The sequence below is a fragment of the Sulfuricurvum sp. genome, from assembly GCF_049587615.1.
Taxonomy (GTDB): domain Bacteria; phylum Campylobacterota; class Campylobacteria; order Campylobacterales; family Sulfurimonadaceae; genus Sulfuricurvum.
In genome coordinates this window covers 54,693-75,079 of sequence record NZ_JBAVEF010000020.1, presented here as the reverse complement: position 1 = coordinate 75,079, position 20,387 = coordinate 54,693, and the positions used below count along the sequence as shown (strand labels likewise).

Genomic DNA, 20,387 nt, shown 5'->3' with positions numbered 1-20,387 from the left:
ACAAGAAGCCTATTCACTATCTATTGACACAGGCTATTGTTTGGTATATACTTATGATATATATCTTTCAGAAAGGATCTGAAATGACAGTTATGGCAAAAGTGTTTCAAAACGGTCGTTCACAGGCGATTCGTATCCCAAAAGAGTTCCGCGTCGATACGGATGAAGTGTGCATTGATAAAATAGGCGATACACTGATTATAAAACCGAAAATAGAGAAGAAATGGGACATGTTTTTTGATGCTCTAGAGGATATTGATACTGGGGGATTTCTGGAAGATCGAGAGCAACTACCTCTTCAAACGAGAGAGATATTTTAATGCTCTATATGCTCGATACCAACATTTGCAGCTATATTATCCGCAATAAGCCCCAGAACATCAAAGAAAAGCTCAAATCTGTTGAAAAAGATCATACGATAGCTCTTTCTACGGTCGTCGTGTCTGAACTGATCTATGGCGCAAAGAAAAAGGGGGCTGAAAAGCTCTTTGATCTCGTCCTATCATTTATTGAGAATTTTCAGATCATGGATTTTGATAAAAACAGTGCATTGTCGTATGCTACCATTCGGGTAGAGTTGGAAACTACCGGAAATAGCATCGGTTCAAATGATCTGTTTATTGCCGCCCATGCCAAAGGGTGCGATGCGATATTGGTCACTAATAACACCAAAGAGTTTGAACGGGTTGAGGGGTTACGGTTGGAGAATTGGGTATGCTAAAAAGGACAAATAGATGAGTCAAAATGAACCCATGACCCCGCGAGGGTATGATGAACTCCTGCGCGAGTTTAAATTCCTAAAAGATGTCGAAAAACCTCGTGTAAATGTCGAAAAACAGCGTGCGGCGGAGCTGGGGGATCGAAGTGAAAATGCGGAGTATCATGCGGCGAAAGAGAAACTGCGTCATATCGATAAACGACTTTTTTATCTCAATTCGATGATTCAAAAAGCCCAAATGATTGATCCCTCATTACTCGATCACTCCCGCGCCCATTTCGGTGCAACGATCACGATTATGGATGTGAACACGGAGGCGGAATTTACCTATACGATTTGCGGAACATTGGAAAGTGAACCCGAAAACGGACTTATTTCGGTTCACTCACCACTCGCACGTGCAATGCTGGGAAAAGAGGAGGGGGACGAATTTAGCGTCTATCTCCCAAATGGAAGAAAGAGCTATGAAGTGAGTTCAATTACCTATATTGATATCTTTTCACTCAAGAAAAATCTGCGCAGTGAAAAAGAGTATAGTTTTCATTGATCCTATTTGATCTCAATTTTTTTTGAGGTTTTTTTCCCCGTTTTGGGAACGGTTATTTTTAAAACCCCGTTGGTTGATGCAGCGGTAATTGTTTCAAGATTAGCATCCTCAGGGAGCGAAAAACTTTGATTGAATTGCCGATACGATTTTTTCGACCCCTCTTTATTCTCCGATTCCTCTTTGCGTTCTCCCGAAATCATTAATCTATTTCCTGATGTTTCGATGGAAATATCTTTTTTATCCATCCCCGGCAGATCAATACTGATGAGGTACGCTTTATCACTCTCTTTCATGGATGAGGAACTGTAGGGAGAAATCATGCGGGGATAAGGGCGTTCGAAAAATCGTTCCATATCCTCCATATTCCAAAATGCACACCGTTCATCACACGGTTTTTCCGATTTGGATTGTGAAGTGGATACGGCCGCTGTTGCTACTAAAGGGACAGCGCACATTAGAACTAAAACAGATTTTGAGAAAGTCATAGGTGAACCTCCAAGAAATAATTTTAGGGTGTAAATGTAAACTCATTTTGTAAATAGAGGGTAAATTAAGGGGGCGCTTGATTAGCCTTTGGTATAATCGCGTTACTATTATTATTTTACTAAGGAAACTGCCGTGAGCACTCCCCTTCCAGACATCGAAAAAGTTCTAAAACAGCATAAATTGTCAATGGACGATTATGCCCATATTAAAAAAATCCTCGGACGCGAACCGAACCTCGTAGAAATCGGGATTTTTTCGGCCATGTGGAGTGAACACTGCAGTTATAAATCGTCTAAAAAACATTTGAGCGGTTTTCCGACTAAAGCGCCGTGGGTTATTCAAGGACCGGGTGAAAACGCAGGTGTCATCGATATCGGCGGCGGATATGCGGCGGTTTTCAAAATGGAGAGCCATAACCATCCGAGTTTTATCGAACCGTATCAAGGGGCTGCAACCGGTGTCGGCGGGATTATGCGTGACGTATTTACGATGGGTGCACGCCCGATTGCCAACCTCAATGCTCTCCGTTTCGGAAACGTATTGAACAAAGATGATATCAGTGCCCATCAGCGCTATTTGGTACGCGGTGTCGTATCGGGTATCGGCGGATACGGTAACTGTATGGGAGTCCCGACGATCGGCGGTGAGACGAGTTTCGATGAGTGCTACAACGGGAATATCCTCGTAAATGCCTTTACACTAGGGCTTGCAAAAAGCGATGAGATTTTCTACGGAAAAGCGGAAGGGATCGGCAATCCGGTTATCTACGTCGGATCTAAAACAGGACGAGATGGTCTCGGCGGAGCGGTTATGAGTTCGGATAGCTTTACCGAAGCGTCTAAAGGGCTTCGTCCTACGGTACAAGTGGGTGATCCGTTTACTGAAAAACTCCTTCTCGAAGCGTGTTTGGAACTTTTCAAAACCGATTACGTCGTCGGTATTCAGGATATGGGAGCTGCGGGGCTTACCTCTAGTTCGTTTGAGATGGCGGGACGTTCAGGCAGCGGTATGATTATGCATCTCGACAAAGTTCCTGCTCGTGAAGAGGGGATGATGCCGTATGAGTTTATGCTCTCCGAATCCCAAGAGCGTATGCTCATTTGTGCGAAAAAAGGGTCAGAACAAGCGATCATCGATATTTTCGAAAAATGGGATCTGGACTGCGCCGTGATCGGTGAAGTAACGGCGACGGGAAATATGGAGCTTTTCTGGCACGGTGAAAAATGTGCTGAGGTTCCGGTTGATCCGGTGAGTGAAGAAGCTCCGGTGTTGGATCGTCCGATGAGCCGCCCTGCGTATCTCGATGAGATTGTAAAAGTTAAACTTTCCGATTTCGAAGCGGTTGATAATCAAAAAGCGTTTGAAAAATTGATTGCTTCTATGGAAGTGGTGGATAAGCATTGGATTTATGAGCAATACGATTCAATGGTACAAACCAATACGGTTAAAAAAGGGGGCGAGCTCGATGCCTCCGTTATCCGCATCAAAGAAAACGGCGTAGCATTGGCGATGAGTGCCGATTGTAACGTTCGCTACTGCTATATCGATCCGAAAGCCGGAGCGGCGGCAGCGGTTATCGAGAGCGGTCGTAACGTTGCAATGAGCGGTGCAACCCCTAAAGCGATTACCGACTGTCTTAACTATGGTAATCCTGAAAACCCTGAAGTGATGTGGCAGTTCGGTCAAGGGTGTTTGGGAATCAAAGAGGCATGTGCTGAGTTGAATACTCCGGTTATCGGTGGAAATGTATCCCTCTACAATGAAACCAACGGAAAATCGGTATTCCCGACTCCATCTATCGCGATGGTTGGGGTAAATGAGGATCAAAATAAAGTATTGATGTCTGCTTTCCAAAAAGAAGGGAATGTACTCTATATAGTTGGTGAAAGCCGTTCGGAATTCGGCGGATCACTCTATATGAAAGAGCTTTACAATGTTGTAGCGGGAACGATTCCGGCTATCGATTATAATAAAGAACGTGCTCTTTGGAACCTCGTTATCGAAGCGAATAAAAAAGGGCTCCTTGCAGCGGCAAAGGATTGTAGCTCAGGCGGCGCGGCAATCGCACTTGCTAAAATGGCGTGTGTAAGCGATAAGGGGGTGAATGCCTCTATTACCGTTACGGATTCTCGTGATATTTTTGCGGAGAGTATGTCACGCGCAATCATTGAAGTTGCACCTGAAAACTGCAAGCCGTTTGAAGCGATGGTTGGATCTTTGGGATGTGAAAAAATCGGAACAGTTGGCGGCGATACTTTTACCCTTAATGATGTCTCCATGAGACTTCCTGAGATGCAAAATATTTACTACAATACTTTCAAAAATGTCATCGAAGGTGACCTGTAATTCTTCGTCATACCGTACTTGATACGGTATCTTTTTATTCTTTATGGATTCCGTGTCGTGGCACGGAATGACAGAAAAAATTCTACTTTCTTTCTTCTAATTTGGAACACTTTTTGCATGCTGTACTGTATGAAAAAGCTACTCAGAAAAATATTTCGAATCCGTCCGAAAAACTATTGCGAATACTATATTACTAACCTTAGCTATCGTTGCGGAGAGTAAAAAGAAGAGAGCGAGAGTTTTCCCGCAAAAAGGGGAAGGAAGTTATTCTTGTAAGCGCTCGATAGAGGCACCGAGTGCACGTAGTTTTTGCTCCAAATTTTCATATCCGCGATCGAGGTGATAGATACGGTGGACGTTTGTTGTCCCCTCAGCCGCCATGGCTGCAAGAACCAATGCACTCGACGCTCTTAGATCGGTTGCCATAACATCGGCACCTACGAGTTCGCACGGCCCGATAACGGTTGCGGTGTGTCCGCTGAGTTTGATTTCGGCTCCAAGACGCTGCAATTCACTGACATGCATGAAACGGTTTTCAAACAGACGCTCTTCGATAGTACTGGCACCTTTCGCACGGGTAGCAAGAGCTAAGAACTGCGCTTGCATATCGGTTGGGAATGCCGGATACTCTTGGGTCACGATATCGACGTGTTTGAGCTCAGCTGCGGGATACACCGTCATGGTATTTTCACTACACTCTACACGGCATCCCATTTGCTCTAACTTTGCCGTAACGGCATCAAGATGATCCGGGCGAACACGCTCTAATGTAACAACAGAATCGGTAATCGCTGCGGCACACATATAGGTTCCTGCTTCGATACGGTCAGGGATGACTTCAAAATCGACCATATCAATTGTTTTTCCACCGGTACCGATAATGGTGAGTTCTGAGGTTCCGATTCCGGTGATGTCGATACCGCTGTCACGGAGGATTTCGCACAGTTGAACCACTTCGGGTTCTTTGGCACAATTTACGAGGACACTTTTACCGTGTGCCAATGCGGCTGCCATGACAACGTTGGCTGTTCCGGTAACAGTGATTTTATCGAAGATGATATGAGCCCCTTTGAGCCCTTCGGGTGCTACGGCATGGACGTATCCGGCATGGATAGTGATCGTAGCCCCCATTTGTTCCATCGCTTTTAGATGTAAATCGATAGGGCGCTGACCGATAGCACATCCGCCTGGAAGGGAGACTTCACAATGTCCGAAACGGGCAAGGAGCGGTCCGAGAACGAGAATCGAAGCACGCATCGTTTTCACGATATCATAATTTGCCATCGTATGGTTGACGGTTGAGGTGTCGATTTTTAGAATATGATCTTCCAAAGTATAACTTGCACCGAGGTTACCGAGGAGCTTGAGGAGTGTTTTAATGTCAGCGACTTCAGGGGTATTGCTCATAGTGATAGGATTGTGTCCCAACAACGTTAAGGTAATAAGGGGCAATGCCGCATTTTTAGCGCCGGAAATGGTAACCGTTCCGCTGAGTTTTGTAGGGCCTTGAATACGTAAATAGTTCATTTATATCCCAAATAATAAAAGTTTCATATTATAAGCTAGTTGTGGTTAAAATTATCAAAATAGAGAGATATTTGAAGGAGAAAATGTGAGTTCGGCACTGGATAGACTGAAAAACCTGACGGCACAAATCTCCAGTTATGAGTTAGAGCGCAAAAGCAACCTCAAAGCAGTCGAAGATCTTTACGCTAAATTGGGTATTGATTCGAAAGTTGAACACTTTGAGGATTTGTTTGAGTATAAAGCGGTCAACCTCTCGGGGTTATCTTTATCAGATGAGGACTTAGGGGCTATTAAAGAGGGAAAATACGCTCAAATTATTGCCATTATTTACGATAAAAATGCAAAAGTTAAAAATAAAAATGTTTCTTTAGGGTATTACGGGCGTGTTGAAAAATTAAGCCCGGAACAAAAAAAAGAGATTATCGCTTTTGTTTTAGGATGGCGTTTTGAAAAAAGTTTCCGTACATTAGAACATTATCATAATCTAATGGCTTCGCTAAAATCTTCCGTTTCAGAGTAGTGATGCTGATTTTTCTCGATACGGAAACAACGGGTTTGGAGATCAAAGACCGACTATGTGCCCTGGGAATGATTACTGAAGAGATGAATCATTTTGAATTGATTAATCCCGGTAAAAAAATCCCTCCTTCTGCCTCGGCTATTCACCATATTACGAATGAGATGGTGAGTGATGCTCCGTCGTTTTCTCAATCGATCAGTGCTGAACAACTCAAATCCCTCAATACACCGGAAAACATACTCGTATCCCATAATGCTCCGTTTGAACTCTCCATGTTAGAAAAAGAGGGGATAACCTGGCAAGGAAGCGTTATTGACACCCTAAAATGTTCCAAATCGCTCATGGACGATTTGGAAGGGTACAGCCTGCAATTTTTGCGCTATGAACTCCGATTGTATCGTGATGAAATTAGAGTCTTTGCGGAGGCCGGAATACCTATAATTGCGCATCATGCCCTCAGTGATGCCTTGCATACCCGTATGATTTTGGACTATTTGCTCGATTTGGCAGATATGGATCGTCTCATAGAAATATCGAAAAGCCATGTTTTGTTATCACGTTTACCCTTTGGAAAATACGCTAAAAAAAGGATCGAAGAGATCGCTCTCAAAGACCCTGGATATTTGAAGTGGATGAGTGAGAGTTTGATGGATATGGATGAAGATTTGCGTTACAGTATCGGCTACTATTTAAATCGATTGTGATTCATATTCTAACAAAAATAATTTTTAATATTATTTTGTGATCATTATCTGTTAGAATATTGGCAGTAAAGTTTACCGATGTATTCAAGAAGGGCGGAATCTCTGATGAAAGGCCTTAAGTCATGTTTGATTGAAACGTTTGCGCGTCATAAAATTGAATATACTCCGTATTATCTTATTGTACTGTTCACCATTAACATGCTTATTGTCGCAAGCGTATCGATTGGATTACTCTACAATATTGGATTCGAGAGACAAAAAAACCGCCTTATCGATCTTGTAGAGACGCAGAGTGTGATGATTGATATCGTTGCAAGTCAAGCTACTATAGCTCATAATATGCATTCTTCCAATACCGTTATGCGTTCTATTGCGGCGAAATTTATTCGGCAGATCAATACAAAATACCCTGCTTACGGGGGGATCGGAAGAACCGGAGAATTTGCTTTGGGGCAACGGAATGGTGGTTCCATCGGATATATTCTAAAACAACGCTACTTCGATGAAAAAAATCAGATGGATATACCCTGGAAATCAAGCTTTGGGGAACCTATGCGCCGAGCATTAAGCGGGAAAAAAGGGGCCGGTGTTTATTTGGACTATCGTGGGGTTCCTGTTCTCGCCGCTTACAAACCGATTTCTAATCTTGGATGGGGGCTTGTTGCAAAAATAGATCTTGATGAAATTCGAGCTCCATATATCAAAGCAGCAGGCTATGCATTCTTCTTTACGTTGCTTTTGGCCGTTATCGGGAGTATTGCTTTTTGGTTTTTTGTAAATCCGCTGGTCAGTGAGATTGAAGACGCTCGTCAATTTAACTGTTTGCTTATTTCTAAGTCATCGATTGGATTAGTATTGTGTACAAGCGACGGACAAATAATGAATGCAAACCAATCATTTCTAAAAATTGTGGGACGAACTCTTGAAGAAATTTTGACGTTTAACTATTTTGATCTGATTGCTGAAAAATATATTGAAGAAGAAAAAAAGCGTTTAGCGGGACTGATCCAGACCGGGTCGCTCTCCACGTGTGAGAGCTACTATATCAACAGTGATGGAGCGTTGATTCCAATCAGGCTGTCGGGTGAATTGGTGACAATGAAAAATACTCACTATCTTTGGCTGAGTATTGAGGATATACGTGATTTTAAAAAACGGGAGGCAGAACTGTTGCTTTCATCTGTCGTTTTTGAAAATTTGCAGGAAGCTATTTTTATCACCGATAGCAAGAAAATAATCATTAAGACCAACAAAGCATTTGCGGCTGTAACCGGTTTTCCGATTGAAGAAGCGTTGGGAAAATCTCCGAGTTTCCTGAAATCGGGGCGTCATGATTCTTCATTTTACGAAAAAATATTTCTGGAGATTGATGCGACCGGAACATGGCATGGGGAAATATGGAATAGACGTAAAGACGGCACAATATATCCTTCGTTACAAAGTATTTCCGCTGTGTATGATGAGAATAATAAAGTGATCCGTTATGTCTCCGTACTTACGGATATCAGTATACAAAAAGCATATGAACAGCAGCTTTATGATCACGCACATAACGATACATTGACAGGACTTCCTAATCGTCTCTATTTCGAACAAAAATTTGATCAGACACTTCTTCGTGCACAGTATACGCAGCAAAAATTTGCCTTATTTTTCATTGATCTGGACCGATTTAAAGAGATTAACGACACGATGGGGCATGATATAGGTGATTTCGTGCTCCAAACAGTTGCTAACGCTTTAAAAGATGGGGTTCGATCTGAGGATTTGGTGGCACGCTTAGGGGGAGATGAGTTTGTTGTGATTATTGCTTCGATTTCCAATAGCCATGAAGCGATTCAAATAGCCCGTCATTTGATGGAGAAAGCACAACAAGTTGTCCAGATAGATGAACATACCCTTCAGCCTTCACTCAGTATCGGTATCGCTATGTATCCTGACCACGGTACTGAACGATCCGTATTGCTAAAATGTGCTGATGAAGCGATGTATTATGCCAAGCAAAATACTCAAGAACATTACTATATGTTTTCGATTGATGAAATTTCACAGAACACTTTAAAATCATAAGTGTCAAATAATCTATGCTAAAATACCGATAATATTTAATTTTTAATGTATTGAACAATATACATGGAGGGAGAGCATTGTGAAAGTAGCTATACAATGTGATTCGCCATTGTTGCAACGTTCCTTGGAACTTTTTCTCGATGGTCATTTAAGCTCACTCCGCCAGTGCGATATTTTGATTCGGGACAAAGATATCCGTGATGAACAGCACCCTACCTTTGTTGTCGGTGTGGGTGAAACTTCCGATTTGATTAAACCATTTTCCAAAGCACAGCTGCTTCACGCGTTAAGTCAAAAATTTGATTCCAAAAAGAACAACGCAGAGATGGCTGAAGAGGAGAAGATTGTCCCTCAAGAAGACGTTGTGAGTTTCGAAATTCTGGAGCGCCATATCGAGAAATTAACACGTGAATACCAGGCAAACATCCTCAAAGCAGTACGGGCATTTTATGAAAAGTAATCCAACCATCACTAAAAAAATTATTGCGGGAAAATACAAAGGGAAAACACTGAAGCTTCCCTCTAAAGAGACGACACGAAGTTCAAAGGGGATCGTTTTAGAATCTTTTTTTAATACGCTTCAGTTTGATATTATCGATTCGGTTCTGGTGGAAGTTTTTTCCGGAAGCGGTTCGATCGGGCTCGAGGCTCTTAGTCGCGGAGCCAAAAAGATCATCTTTATGGAAAAAGATCGCGATGCGATACGAACGCTTCGAGAAAACATCGCCCAAACGGATCCGAGAGCGTGTGAAATTGTCGAAGGGGACAGTTTCAGCAATATCGTTCAGGTAAAAAAGCGTCTCTCATCACTCGGAGAGAGTGCTTTTATTTATGTCGATCCACCGTTCGCTTACCGAGAGGGGATGGAAGAGATATACGATAAAACCATTGATATGATCGCATCTTTTCCTCTGGAAATGGCAAAATTGATCATTATCGAGCATATGAGTACATTGGAGTTGCCTGACTCAATCGGCCACTTTAACCGCCTTAAATCCAAACGTTTCGGGAAAACCTCTCTTACTTATTATGCGTAAGCTATTTTTGGAATAGCCTTTGCTTAATCCTTTTATCATAAAGGATGGGCATGAGAATTTTTATACTACTTTTTTGCGTACTTACCCTCTCTCAAGCGACCCGTATCAGCGAAGTCGCTAATATCGTCGGCGTACGTGACAACCAAATTATCGGTTATTCGCTTGTTGTCGGTTTGAAAAAAACGGGTGACGGTACGACATCCAAATTTACCCTCCAATCGATCGCGAATATGCTTAAAGCGATGAACATCGATATGAATCCGGTCGATATCAAATCCAAAAACGTTGCCGCCGTCGTGGTTACGGCTAAATTTGCCCCTTTTGCCCGTCAGGGTGATGCGTTTGACGTCACCGTATCTTCTATCGGAGATGCAAAATCACTGGAGGGGGGGACATTGTTGATGACTCCTCTCAAAGGGGTGGATGGAAAAATTTACGCGCTTGCACAAGGACCGATCACTATTGGCGGTAAAAATGAAAGAGGTTCCGGTGCTGAATCGCATCCAACCGTCGGGATGGTATACGGTGGCGGTTTGGTTGAGCGTGAAATTAACCAAGATATGGCGCATCAGCAAACGGCAACCTTATCTCTAAAATCGTCTAATTTTGCTAATTCGGTTGCCATCCAAAAAGTAATAAATACCAAATACCGTTCAAATGTTGCGACAGCCGTCGATCCTAGAACGATTACGCTGCAGCTGCCTCAAAACAAATCGATGGTCGAATTTTTAGCGGAAGTACAAAGTCTCAACATTGATTATGAACAAGATCAAAAAATCATTATCAACGAGCGTACGGGGACCATTGTCGCGGGTGTCGATGTTGAGGTGAAACCGGTAGTGATTACCCAAGGGGACATCACCGTCAAAATACTTTCCCAAAATTCCGTAGCTCAACCGGCAGGAAGTGTTGTAATGGATAAGAGTCTTGTTATCGGTTTGAATGAAAATGAAGTCTATACTGAAAAAGGGACGACAACGGTTGCCAATATCGCCCGGTCGCTTCAAAAATTGGGTGCCAGCCCCAAAGAGATGATTTCAATACTGCAAGCGATGAAAAGTGCCGGAGCTATCTCGGTTGATTTGGAAGTGATCTAATGGATATTTCATCGGTTCAGTATCATAAAGCGGTTCCTACCATAGGGACGAAAGATGGGGATGCGGTTTTACGTGAGAAGACCGATCAGTTTGAAGCGATTATTGTCAAAATGATGCTTGATGAAGCGATGAAAGAGGAAAAAAACCTTTTTAATACAAACGATCCGGGAGATAAGATTTTCAAATCAATGTATCGTGAAGAGTTGTCCAATGCCAGTGCCGGAGGATTCGGATTTTCTCAAATGCTATTTGAACACCTGAGTCAAAAGGGTGTGAAAACAGGGCAATAAACTAAATTTTTAATGGCTTTGGCCGATATAGTTGTTATACATCATAAACGGATAACAAGGATTCACCATGATCTCAAGTGTGAACGGTTCACTCATTCGAGGGGCATATCAAGAGCCATCATTAAAAATTAAAGAGCAGGAGAAATCCGTGCAATCTATTACAAAACAAGGTGACACAAGCCGGATCGAAGAGCTTAAAGCTTCTATCGAAAAAGGGGAATATCGTGTCGATATCGAAGCGTTGGCCAAGCGTATCGCGCAAGAGCTGACTTAAAATCAGAGGAGTTTATGATGTTGTCTTATCAATTGCAAAGTGCTATCAAAGATCTTGAATCTCTCATCTCTTTGTCACAAGAAGATATCAATGATATCAAAGAGGCGAATCATAATTCTCAGTTTGATCGTTTGGCGATAAAAGAAGAGAAAATTAAAAATTTTGAACATAAGAAAGCGATGATCGACCGCGAAATTTCAAAACTTATGACACAGCATCCCTCACGTCCTCTCTCTGAGCTTTTGGATAATGAACAACATCAACAACTCGATTCCCTCAAAGAACACCTTTCCCTGCTTCGGGAAGTCAATCAGCAATACGCCAAAATGGTTTTAAGTGTCGGCTCATTCTACAATACACTCTTAGAAAGAGTCGTTCCGACAGAGATGAATGGTTATCAAAAAATAGTCTCTGCCGAAGCATCTTTTTTGGAAGTACGAGTATAGACTATGGCATCAATATTTAACGCATTACATATCGGATACAGCGCTCTCAACGCAGCTCAAGTTGCTATCGACACGACAGGACATAATATTGCCAATGCTGAAACCGAGGGGTATAGCCGCCAGCGTGTGGTGACGGCTGCGGCCACCCCCATCAGTATCGATCCGGGACAGCGGGGGAACGGGGTACAAATCACTGAAATTACCCGTATCTTTGATAAATTCGTTTCCGATCGCTATATGAGCGCATCGCAAAATAAAGAGTATTCCGATACATTGAAAAAAAATCTCGAAGAGCTTTCCACCTATTTTCCTGAAATCGATAATGTCGGGATCAAAAAGGATATGCAAAACTATTTTGACATGTGGCAGTCACTTGCAAATAATCCAAATAACAGTGCTTTGAAAGTAGCATTGGCACAGCAGACACAAACTTTGACGCAGCATATAAATGAAACCCGTTTTCAGATAACCAAATTACAAGGCTCTTTAAACGATCAGCTGGAAGTCAATATTAATGAAGTCAACAGTATCGGAAAGCAGATTGCCGAACTTAACAAATCGATCAATGAAGCGGAAGCCGGCGGTATCAATAATGCGAATGACCTGCGTGATCAGCGAAACAAACTGGAAATGACACTTTCAAAGCTCATCGGTTCCAAAGTTTTAGTCGGGGGAGTGGGAAGCCGAAATGATATTGATAGAAATATCGCTATCGAAGAGGGGAGTTATACGATCCAAGCCGGAGGATTTAACCTCGTTGACGGAATCAGTTTCCATCCGATCGGTGTCGATAATCTAAGTAATAAAAATGGTTATAACGATCTTTATTATGAACGGCAAGATGGTGTAAGAATTCCGTTTGCGAGTAATATTACTGGGGGAAAAGTAGGAGCAATTTTAGAGCTTCGTGGTTCTATTATCGGTGAGAACGGTGAATTTGAAGATGGTTTTTTACAAGAAACCGTGAATAACCTGGATACTTTTGCCCGTGGAATGATTGAATCAACGAACAATTTGTATGCGCAAAGCGCCACATCGCAGATGCGTTCCAATCCAATGAGTTTTTCGGCCAACCAGCCGTTGATGAATACGGATGAGAATTTTAATACCGGTACATTCGATGTGGTTGTGTACGATATCGATGGCCAAGAGATTAGCAGACGTTCGATCACCATCGATGATATGACCGTCATTTCCGGTGCGAGTGGTGGGGTTGTTGAACAATTCGCCGCCTCGAAGGATGACAATAGTGATAACAATGCACTTAATGATATTGATGACATTTTAAATGCAAGTTTTGTCTCCAATGTTTTTCAAATAGATTTGAAACCGGGATTTGAATCACAAGGGTATACTTTTGCAATCGAAGATCAGGGGACAAATTTTGCCGGTGTGACCGGAGTGAATCGTTTTCTTGATGGTTATGATGCTAAAGATATTGCTCTTAACAGCGACTTTAAAAATGATCCGACACAAATAAGAGGCTATAAATCTCCGGAGGATGGAGATAATCAAGCGGCTTTAGATATGGTAGAACTCCAGTTTTCTTCCCTGGTATTTAAAAATGGGACCAATCTCTCTTCAGATACGTTGTACGGCTATTTTGATCGATTGGTGACGAATGTAGGGACACAAACGAATTCAGCTATCCAGAGAAATGAGTCGATTACGGCACAATACAATGCAATCAAGCAAGAGTACGATTCGGTGAGCAAAGTCAGTATGGATGAGGAATTGGCCAATTTGATCCGTTATCAAACTTCATACGGGGCAGCCGCGAAAATTATTACGACGATTGATGAGATGATGACAACCTTGTTAGGTATTAAGGCCTAATGCCTCTATTTAGTATTGCCGCGCTGGTTGGGGTAATCTTTTTCTCCTTTATCGGACCGTTGCTTTATACGGTCGATCCTTTGTTGTTGGACGCTAACGCTATTTTGCTTTCACCGTCGATGGACCATTGGTTCGGAACCGACAGATTGGGACGCGATTTGTTGTCCCGGTTGATGGAAGGGGGGCAGGTGTCGCTGTTAATCGGATTTTCCAGTGCTCTTATTTCTACCTTGATCGGGTTGCTGTACGGTGTGAGTGCGGCATTATTGCGCGGAGGATTTGATAAACTTTTTATCGTTATTGTGGATCTATTTTTAACGTTTCCGACCCTCTTTTTACTTTTGACGCTTGTGAGTTATGTCAATGCATCGATTTGGATTTTGGTGTTGATTATTTCCATTACAGGATGGATGGGGACGGCACGGCTTATTCGTTCCGAGAGTTTTGCCCTTGCGTCTAAACCGTTTATCCGTATATTGGACATTGCAAATGTCCATCCGCTCAAAGTTATTTTCAAATACTACGCTCCGCTTCTCGCTCCGATCGTATTGGTCAGTTTTACTTTCGGGGTAGGGGGAGCGATTCTGGCTGAATCAGGGCTTTCATTTTTAGGTTTGGGGATCGTTGCACCGCAGATGAGCTGGGGGAGTATTCTCAGCGGCGGTAAAGAGGTGATCGATATTGCATGGTGGGTAAGTTTCTTCCCCGGCCTCATGATCTTTATCGTCACTTTTGCGCTGATGAATATTTCCAATGCACTACAGACAAAAATGAATCAAAAAGAGGTAAGGTAAGCTTTAACCCTGTTTCAAAAGGGATTCGGCCGCTTTGAGGGCATCGGGGAAGGGGAGATCGACGTCAGGACATCCGCTCTCCATACACTCGCTGCATCCTCGCCCCGCGTCGGTCCGTTTACGGATCGCTTCGGCGTCGTTTCCGACCTCTTTCATCGCTTCGATAATCTCATCAAACATGATGTTTTGACACGCGCATACTTTCATCTCAGTATATGCCCTACGAATTTGGACATATTATTGAGGATTTTACCGCCGCGACGGAAGCCTAAGCCGCATGCTTCGTAGGCGAAAAAGACTCCGGCTTGGTAGCTGTTTCCTTGAGGATCACGTGGAAATTCGACGTACTCTTGGTAAATGGGTTTAAAGTTACCGTAAGGCCCGTCATTGGCTTCGATCACAGAGCCTGAGACATCCATAATCCGTACATTCGCCCCTTCGCGTCCGAACATACGTTTCTCTACCTGTTGTGTCCCTTTGAGAGGCTCGAACGACGTTTTGAGCAGATAGGGGGAATCTGGAAACAGGTCGCAAAGAATTTTCATCATCCCTTTGGATTGAAAGAGGAGTGTGTAGGCGGGATTGAGGATAATCGCTTTTTGATTTTGCATAATGGTAGTAAGCTGGGTTGCAAGTTCGCTCTCTTCGATGGCGATATCTTCCCACGGGTAGAGTTTGAACCAATATTCATAGGGCTCTTCCGCACTGTCATAAATCCCCTCATCGTCAAATTTAACACCGCCGAGGGGTTCGAATCCCGTCTCAAATCCGGCATCGATGGCCATTTGTTGTAACAAACGAACGGTCTGTTCCTCTTCGATATTGCCGCTGATGGAACTAAAGAGAATTTTCCATCCATCGTAGTGCTTCTCGAATCCTTCGGGATCGTCAAAAAGGGTAACAAGTCGGCGGAAGTTATCGCTGATAGCCTCATAGACGTTGTTAAACTGACGCTCTTCATCCATGCCGTTATGTTTGAGCAGTGCCCACTGTAAAATAGCAGTTTCAAAAAGGGACGTCGGGGTATCGGCATTAAACTCGATCAGTTTTATCGGTGCTCCGCCGATTCCGCCGGCGAGGTCGAATCGTCCGTAGAGATGCCAGTGTACATCGTTTTCCCAGCTTTTTTTAATCGGTTCAATCAGATTGAAAGGGATGCCGAGATCGAAAAAGAGGTTGTTGTCGATAACGTGCTGGGCAGCACGGGTATACATATCGTAGAGTTCATTGACCGCTTCGTAGTACGCTTCGGCTTCAGCATCGCTGAGTACAACCAGCTCGTTGGCAATATATTTAGTAGTATCGCTATCCGTATGCCATCCGAATCCGAATTCTTCTAAGGTACGGTCATCTATCGCTTTGATGCTTTGGAGGGAGACCATACTCATCCTCCGAAACTGCTGCTCGAAGCAGTACTTTTAGACGCGGAATTACCAAAGAAACTTTTTTTCTGTGTATTTGATGTGGCGGTAGAAGCTCCGCCGGCAGCTGAACGGTGATAGGCAGATCGGTTGGAGGCATCTTGGTGTCTTTGAACATTTTTGTTATTCATTAACGCATTTCCGATCATGTTACCCAATAATGCTCCCCCCGCGGCGGCAAGGATAGTTCCTGCGAGTCCCATCCCTTCACCTTGAGGTTCGGCGTTGAGCTCTGATTTTCCCTCCTCCATTTTTTTGTACTCTTGGTCGGCGAGTTCTTTCATCTCGGCTTCGCTCATGACCCGTTCATGTACGGTGCCGTTTTCATCGGTTTCTTTGATAATCGCACGGCTTGGGCCCTCTGTCGGCATCTCTTCAACGATAACGTATTTTCCGCTGCTGAGTTGTTCGACAACGAGGAATTTGTTTTGTCCTTCAGCTTGTCCGGCTGATTGTTCTTCAGGAGCGCTTTGGCATCCGCTGAGGGCACTGAGGACGATGATCCCCATGGTCCCCATCATAATATGTTTGGCTGAGGTAAAATGTTTCATGTGATAGACTCCTAACGTAATTGTTTTAAGTGGATGGTGTTGAGGTAAAATATTTTTGATGCAGATTGTTCATGAAGACCGCGAAAATCTTCAATGATAACGTCGCTTACAGAGCGGCAAAAGGCACTATCGTAATTTTTGCCGCTTTCATTGGCCGAGGTTGAATAAAGCCATCCGTACGGTTGAATCAGTCGTGCATGTTCTGGATCGTTGACATAGCGAAAGGCTTGGTTTTTGACGACAAAGGTCGTTTTTCGTGCATACCGAATACGGCGCTTGTGGATGGAGGGGATACGAATGTCTTGGCGCAAGTTTTTCAACTCTGCATAGACTTTTAAAAAGGGCTTATTTCCTGGGCGCTGTTTGATCTCTTCTAAACGGTTAGCATCTTGCGAGAGAAAACCGACAGTGGTGTCGGTTTGGGCGAGGAGGATTTTTCCCATTGATTAGGGGATGAGATAATCTTGGATAGCGTGAGGTTCCATCCAGCTGTCATCTTGCATGTGTGACATTGCTTCGATTGCGGCTCGGGCTGCACTGAGCGTCGTGAAATACGGGGTTCCCATACGTAATACGATTTGGCGGATCTGCTCGGCATCTTTTTTTGAGGTTTTGTTATCGGAAGTGTTGATAGCCAGAGAAATTTCTCCGTTTTTCATGACATCTTCAATATTTGGACGCCCCTCGCTGATTTTAAGAACCGCTTCACATGGGATTCCTGCTGCTTCAATCGCCTTTTGGGTTCCGCGTGTTGCCACAAGTTTGAATCCTTGTTTGTGCAATCCGCGTGCGATTTCAGGAGCATGGACTTTATCCATTTCGATAAACGAGAGAAAACACGTTCCCGATGTCGGAATTTTATTTCCGGCTGCTAGCTGGCTTTTTGCGAAGCTCACGCCAAAATTTTGGCTGATACCCATAACTTCTCCGGTCGATTTCATCTCTGGAGAGAGAACCAAGTCGGCGCCGTAGAGTTTGTTGAACGGGAATACCGCTTCTTTGATCGCTACGTGCCCTTTGAGACGTGGTTTCAATAGACCGTCCGCTTCCATAACGATGTTGTAGTTGTCGTAGAATTTCAACGCATTGCGTAATGTGTCGCCGAGCATAACGCGGGTAGCGACTTTTGCCAACGGCATTCCGGTTGCTTTGGAAACAAACGGTACGGTGCGGGATGCACGAGGGTTAACTTCGATGAGGTAAACTTCGTTTTGGTAGATCGCGTATTGGATATTGAGCAACCCGATTACACCGAGCCCCAAGGCGATTTTTTTCGTTTGTTGTTCAACTTGCGCTTGAATCTCAGCACTAAGGCTCACCGGAGGGAGCGAACAGGCACTGTCTCCCGAGTGAATCCCTGCTTCTTCGATGTGCTGCATGACCGAACCGATATAGACCTCTGTACCGTCGGAGATCGCATCCACATCGAGCTCAACTGCTTGATCGAGGAATTTATCGACGAGAACCGGAGAGTCGTTACTGACCGATACCGCTACATCCATATAGGTACGGAGTTCATCTTCGTTGTAGACGATACGCATAGCCCGTCCGCCTAAGACGTATGAGGGACGTACGAGTACCGGATAACCGAGCTTGTTAGCGATCTCAAATGCCCCTTCTTTAGTCATTGATAGACCGTTTTCCGGTTGTTTGAGCCCTTGTTCTACAACGAATGCGGAGAATTTTTCACGGTTTTCCGCCAAGTCGATGACTTCCGCCGAAGTCCCCGCGATTTTGGCACCGATTTCGTGGAGGCCGTTTGCAAGTTTTAGCGGTGTCTGTCCTCCGAAGTGGACGATGATCCCATCAGGCTGCTCCGCTTCGACGATAGAGCGGACATGTTCGAAATCGATCGGTTCGAAGTAGAGAACATCAGAGGTATCGTAGTCGGTCGAGACGGTTTCAGGGTTACAGTTGACCATGATCGTCTCGATCCCCATCTCTTTGAGGGCGAACGAAGCGTGAACACAGCAATAGTCAAACTCAATCCCCTGACCGATACGGTTTGGTCCGCCGCCGAGGATCATCACTTTTTTCTTGTCGCTTTGACGCGGTGTTTGAAGTCCGAGGCGAGTGATGTTGGTGGTTGAATAGAGATACGGGGTCAATGAACCAAACTCTGCTGCACAGGTATCGACTTCGTTGTATTCGAATGCGATTGCAAGGGCTTTGCGAGCATTATAGACATCACTCTCTTTTGCACTGCCGCCGTTTTGAGTGATCAATTTTGCGATCATTTTATCGGAGAACCCTTCGGTTTTGAGGCGGCGAAGTTGAGGTTCATCTGTAAGTGTTGCTGTTGAGATAGTTTTCTCTTGAGCGATAATTTCTTCGATTTGGGTTAGGAACCACGGGTCGATTTTAGAGAGTTCAAAAATTTCCTCTTTTGAAAGCCCCATACGGAAACCCTGTCCTACATAGAGGATACGCTCCGCATTCGGGCGACGAATTTCGTGTTTGACAAATTCGAGATCGCCCTCAATTGGGTCGAATCCGCTCAGACCCGTCTCAAGTGAACAAAGGGCTTTTTGAACCGATTCTTTAAAAGTACGGCCGATCGCCATCGCCTCACCGACCGATTTCATACTGGTGGTAAGCGTCGATTCGGCTTCTGGGAATTTTTCAAAGGTGAAGCGTGGGACTTTGGTAACGATGTAGTCGATGACCGGCTCAAACGCCGCAGGAGTGCCTGTAATGTCGTTGGTGATCTCATCGAGAGTGAAACCTACCGCAAGAAGGGTTGCTACTTTGGCGATCGGATAACCGGTTGCTTTGGATGCAAGTGCCGATGAACGGGATACCCGTGGATTCATCTCGATGACGATCATCCGTCCGGTTGCCGGATTGACGGAGAACTGTACATTCGATCCTCCGGTATCGACACCGATTTCTCTTAGAATCGCAAACGATGCGTCACGCATACGCTGATACTCTTTATCGGTCAAGGTGAGAGCAGGGGCAACGGTGATGGAGTCTCCAGTATGGACACCCATCGGGTCGAAATTTTCGATCGAACAAACGATGATACAGTTATCGTTACGGTCACGGATAACCTCCATCTCGTACTCTTTCCATCCCAAAAGCGACTCTTCGATCAAGATTTCAGTGATCGGAGACTCATCAAGCCCGCGCTGTGCGAGAAGTTTGAATTCATCGATGTTGTACGCAACACCGCTTCCACCGCCCGCAAGGGTATACGACGCACGGATAATGATTGGGAAGCCAATCGCTTCCGCTGCGGCTAAGGCTTCTTCCATGTTGTAGGCATAACGGGAGATAGGGAGGTCCATCCCGATTTTAACCATGCACTCTTTGAACGCTTGACGGTCTTCTCCCTTTTTGATAGCACTTGGATTGGCACCGAGAAATTCGATCCCTTCCAACATCCCAAGTTCATGCATTTTCATCGCGGCATTAAGAGCCGTTTGCCCCCCCATGGTAGGGAGGATAGCGTCAACCTTCTCTTTTTTGATAATCTCGGCAATAATTTCGGGCTTGATAGGTTCGATGTAGGTACGATCGGCAAATTCGGGGTCGGTCATGATGGTTGCCGGATTCGAGTTAATCAAAACTACGCGGTAGCCCAGCTCTTTGAGCGTCTTGACCGCTTGTGTCCCTGAGTAGTCAAATTCACAGGCTTGACCGATGACGATCGGGCCTGATCCGATGAGTAATATCGTTTTGATGTCGTCGCGTTTTGGCATTGAGACCCCTCGTCATAAA

The 20,387-nt window shown here is 44.2% G+C and carries 22 protein-coding genes; 15 read left to right on the top strand and 7 right to left on the bottom strand.

Features of this window, described 5'->3' with window-relative positions; translation table 11 throughout:
• Positions 1-83: 83 nt before the first annotated feature.
• The 3 genes from WB308_RS03905 to greA are packed head-to-tail and all read left to right on the top strand — an operon-like array spanning position 84 to position 1,265.
• Positions 84-320: an antitoxin gene (locus WB308_RS03905; protein WP_424189198.1), complete on the top strand. Its 237-nt coding sequence runs from the start codon at positions 84-86 to the stop codon at positions 318-320.
• Positions 320-721 carry a type II toxin-antitoxin system tRNA(fMet)-specific endonuclease VapC gene (gene vapC / locus WB308_RS03900; RefSeq protein WP_424189196.1) on the top strand — a complete coding sequence of 134 codons (402 nt, stop codon included), beginning with the start codon at positions 320-322 and terminating at the stop codon, positions 719-721. The genes WB308_RS03905 and vapC overlap by 1 nt, the downstream gene beginning before the upstream one ends.
• A 13-nt stretch (positions 722-734) precedes the next feature.
• Positions 735-1,265 (top strand): transcription elongation factor GreA, encoded by a 531-nt coding sequence (greA, locus tag WB308_RS03895; protein ID WP_424189194.1) that lies wholly within the window; start codon positions 735-737, stop codon positions 1,263-1,265.
• A gap of 2 nt (positions 1,266-1,267) precedes the next feature.
• Here greA and WB308_RS03890 read toward each other — a convergent pair whose 3' ends face one another.
• The gene (locus WB308_RS03890) at positions 1,268-1,750 is read right to left on the bottom strand and encodes an Hsp20/alpha crystallin family protein (protein WP_424189192.1); all 483 of its coding nucleotides are present in this window, start codon (positions 1,748-1,750) and stop codon (positions 1,268-1,270) included.
• A 133-nt stretch (positions 1,751-1,883) separates the two neighbouring features.
• On the opposite strand from WB308_RS03890, the gene purL reads away from it, so the two are divergent.
• Positions 1,884-4,097: a phosphoribosylformylglycinamidine synthase subunit PurL gene (gene purL, locus WB308_RS03885; protein ID WP_424189190.1), complete on the top strand. Its 2,214-nt coding sequence runs from the start codon at positions 1,884-1,886 to the stop codon at positions 4,095-4,097.
• A gap of 264 nt (positions 4,098-4,361) precedes the next feature.
• Here the strand turns inward: purL and murA are convergent, their stop codons facing one another.
• Positions 4,362-5,624, bottom strand: coding sequence for a UDP-N-acetylglucosamine 1-carboxyvinyltransferase (gene murA / locus WB308_RS03880; protein ID WP_424189188.1), 1,263 nt, complete (start codon positions 5,622-5,624; stop codon positions 4,362-4,364).
• 85 nt (positions 5,625-5,709) lie between these two features.
• On the opposite strand from murA, the gene WB308_RS03875 reads away from it, so the two are divergent.
• The 11 genes from WB308_RS03875 to WB308_RS03825 all read left to right on the top strand — a co-directional run bounded on the left by WB308_RS03875 (position 5,710) and on the right by WB308_RS03825 (position 14,692).
• On the top strand, positions 5,710-6,144 hold the full coding sequence (locus WB308_RS03875; protein WP_424189186.1) for a hypothetical protein: 435 nt from the start codon (positions 5,710-5,712) through the stop codon (positions 6,142-6,144).
• Between the two features lie 2 nt (positions 6,145-6,146).
• A complete protein-coding gene (locus WB308_RS03870; protein WP_424189184.1) occupies positions 6,147-6,848 on the top strand; it encodes an exonuclease domain-containing protein in 702 nt (233 codons plus the stop codon).
• A 105-nt stretch (positions 6,849-6,953) separates the two neighbouring features.
• Positions 6,954-8,918 (top strand): diguanylate cyclase domain-containing protein, encoded by a 1,965-nt coding sequence (locus WB308_RS03865; RefSeq protein WP_424189182.1) that lies wholly within the window; start codon positions 6,954-6,956, stop codon positions 8,916-8,918.
• Positions 8,919-8,997: 79 nt separating this feature from the next.
• Entirely contained in the window at positions 8,998-9,378 is a 381-nt protein-coding gene (locus WB308_RS03860; RefSeq protein WP_424189180.1) for a hypothetical protein, read from the top strand.
• On the top strand, positions 9,368-9,955 hold the full coding sequence (rsmD, locus tag WB308_RS03855; RefSeq protein WP_424189178.1) for a 16S rRNA (guanine(966)-N(2))-methyltransferase RsmD: 588 nt from the start codon (positions 9,368-9,370) through the stop codon (positions 9,953-9,955). The genes WB308_RS03860 and rsmD overlap by 11 nt, the downstream gene beginning before the upstream one ends.
• Before the next feature lie 50 nt (positions 9,956-10,005).
• Positions 10,006-11,052: a flagellar basal body P-ring protein FlgI gene (locus WB308_RS03850; protein WP_424189176.1), complete on the top strand. Its 1,047-nt coding sequence runs from the start codon at positions 10,006-10,008 to the stop codon at positions 11,050-11,052.
• Positions 11,052-11,342: a rod-binding protein gene (locus WB308_RS03845; protein WP_424189174.1), complete on the top strand. Its 291-nt coding sequence runs from the start codon at positions 11,052-11,054 to the stop codon at positions 11,340-11,342. The genes WB308_RS03850 and WB308_RS03845 overlap by 1 nt, the downstream gene beginning before the upstream one ends.
• A 67-nt stretch (positions 11,343-11,409) precedes the next feature.
• The gene (locus WB308_RS03840) at positions 11,410-11,616 is read left to right on the top strand and encodes a flagellar biosynthesis anti-sigma factor FlgM (protein ID WP_424189172.1); all 207 of its coding nucleotides are present in this window, start codon (positions 11,410-11,412) and stop codon (positions 11,614-11,616) included.
• A 17-nt stretch (positions 11,617-11,633) separates the two neighbouring features.
• Positions 11,634-12,062 (top strand): hypothetical protein, encoded by a 429-nt coding sequence (locus WB308_RS03835; protein ID WP_424189170.1) that lies wholly within the window; start codon positions 11,634-11,636, stop codon positions 12,060-12,062.
• Between the two features lie 3 nt (positions 12,063-12,065).
• Positions 12,066-13,898 (top strand): flagellar hook-associated protein FlgK, encoded by a 1,833-nt coding sequence (flgK, locus tag WB308_RS03830; protein WP_424189168.1) that lies wholly within the window; start codon positions 12,066-12,068, stop codon positions 13,896-13,898.
• Entirely contained in the window at positions 13,898-14,692 is a 795-nt protein-coding gene (locus WB308_RS03825; RefSeq protein ID WP_424189166.1) for an ABC transporter permease, read from the top strand. The genes flgK and WB308_RS03825 overlap by 1 nt, the downstream gene beginning before the upstream one ends.
• 3 nt (positions 14,693-14,695) lie before the next feature.
• Here WB308_RS03825 and WB308_RS03820 read toward each other — a convergent pair whose 3' ends face one another.
• Genes WB308_RS03820 through carB form a run of 5 tightly spaced genes read right to left on the bottom strand, consistent with a single transcriptional unit; the run spans position 14,696 to position 20,368 of the window.
• Complete coding sequence (locus WB308_RS03820) at positions 14,696-14,899, bottom strand: (2Fe-2S)-binding protein (protein ID WP_424189164.1); 204 nt, start codon at positions 14,897-14,899, stop codon at positions 14,696-14,698.
• Positions 14,896-16,074, bottom strand: a complete 1,179-nt coding sequence (locus tag WB308_RS03815) for a glutathionylspermidine synthase family protein (protein WP_424189162.1) — start codon at positions 16,072-16,074, stop codon at positions 14,896-14,898. Before WB308_RS03815 ends, WB308_RS03820 begins: the two co-directional genes overlap by 4 nt.
• A 2-nt stretch (positions 16,075-16,076) precedes the next feature.
• Positions 16,077-16,664, bottom strand: a complete 588-nt coding sequence (locus WB308_RS03810; protein WP_424189160.1) for a hypothetical protein — start codon at positions 16,662-16,664, stop codon at positions 16,077-16,079.
• Between the two features lie 11 nt (positions 16,665-16,675).
• Positions 16,676-17,107, bottom strand: a complete 432-nt coding sequence (locus WB308_RS03805; RefSeq protein WP_424189158.1) for a Sua5/YciO/YrdC/YwlC family protein — start codon at positions 17,105-17,107, stop codon at positions 16,676-16,678.
• A gap of 3 nt (positions 17,108-17,110) precedes the next feature.
• Complete coding sequence (gene carB, locus WB308_RS03800; RefSeq protein ID WP_424189156.1) at positions 17,111-20,368, bottom strand: carbamoyl-phosphate synthase large subunit; 3,258 nt, start codon at positions 20,366-20,368, stop codon at positions 17,111-17,113.
• Positions 20,369-20,387 lie beyond the last annotated feature (19 nt).

Bases quoted from the DNA above. Each gene is read 5' to 3' on its own strand.
- WB308_RS03905 (WP_424189198.1), top strand. From the start codon at position 84: ATGACAGTTATGGCAAAAGTGTTTCAAAACGGTCGTTCACAGGCGATT.
- vapC (WP_424189196.1), top strand. From the start codon at position 320: ATGCTCTATATGCTCGATACCAACATTTGCAGCTATATTATCCGCAAT.
- greA (WP_424189194.1), top strand. From the start codon at position 735: ATGAGTCAAAATGAACCCATGACCCCGCGAGGGTATGATGAACTCCTG.
- WB308_RS03890 (WP_424189192.1), bottom strand. From the start codon at position 1,750: ATGACTTTCTCAAAATCTGTTTTAGTTCTAATGTGCGCTGTCCCTTTA.
- murA (WP_424189188.1), bottom strand. From the start codon at position 5,624: ATGAACTATTTACGTATTCAAGGCCCTACAAAACTCAGCGGAACGGTT.
- WB308_RS03870 (WP_424189184.1), top strand. From the start codon at position 6,147: ATGCTGATTTTTCTCGATACGGAAACAACGGGTTTGGAGATCAAAGAC.
- WB308_RS03865 (WP_424189182.1), top strand. From the start codon at position 6,954: ATGAAAGGCCTTAAGTCATGTTTGATTGAAACGTTTGCGCGTCATAAA.
- rsmD (WP_424189178.1), top strand. From the start codon at position 9,368: ATGAAAAGTAATCCAACCATCACTAAAAAAATTATTGCGGGAAAATAC.
- WB308_RS03850 (WP_424189176.1), top strand. From the start codon at position 10,006: ATGAGAATTTTTATACTACTTTTTTGCGTACTTACCCTCTCTCAAGCG.
- WB308_RS03845 (WP_424189174.1), top strand. From the start codon at position 11,052: ATGGATATTTCATCGGTTCAGTATCATAAAGCGGTTCCTACCATAGGG.
- WB308_RS03840 (WP_424189172.1), top strand. From the start codon at position 11,410: ATGATCTCAAGTGTGAACGGTTCACTCATTCGAGGGGCATATCAAGAG.
- WB308_RS03835 (WP_424189170.1), top strand. From the start codon at position 11,634: ATGTTGTCTTATCAATTGCAAAGTGCTATCAAAGATCTTGAATCTCTC.
- flgK (WP_424189168.1), top strand. From the start codon at position 12,066: ATGGCATCAATATTTAACGCATTACATATCGGATACAGCGCTCTCAAC.
- WB308_RS03825 (WP_424189166.1), top strand. From the start codon at position 13,898: ATGCCTCTATTTAGTATTGCCGCGCTGGTTGGGGTAATCTTTTTCTCC.
- WB308_RS03820 (WP_424189164.1), bottom strand. From the start codon at position 14,899: ATGAAAGTATGCGCGTGTCAAAACATCATGTTTGATGAGATTATCGAA.
- WB308_RS03815 (WP_424189162.1), bottom strand. From the start codon at position 16,074: ATGGTCTCCCTCCAAAGCATCAAAGCGATAGATGACCGTACCTTAGAA.
- WB308_RS03810 (WP_424189160.1), bottom strand. From the start codon at position 16,664: ATGAAACATTTTACCTCAGCCAAACATATTATGATGGGGACCATGGGG.
- WB308_RS03805 (WP_424189158.1), bottom strand. From the start codon at position 17,107: ATGGGAAAAATCCTCCTCGCCCAAACCGACACCACTGTCGGTTTTCTC.
- carB (WP_424189156.1), bottom strand. From the start codon at position 20,368: ATGCCAAAACGCGACGACATCAAAACGATATTACTCATCGGATCAGGC.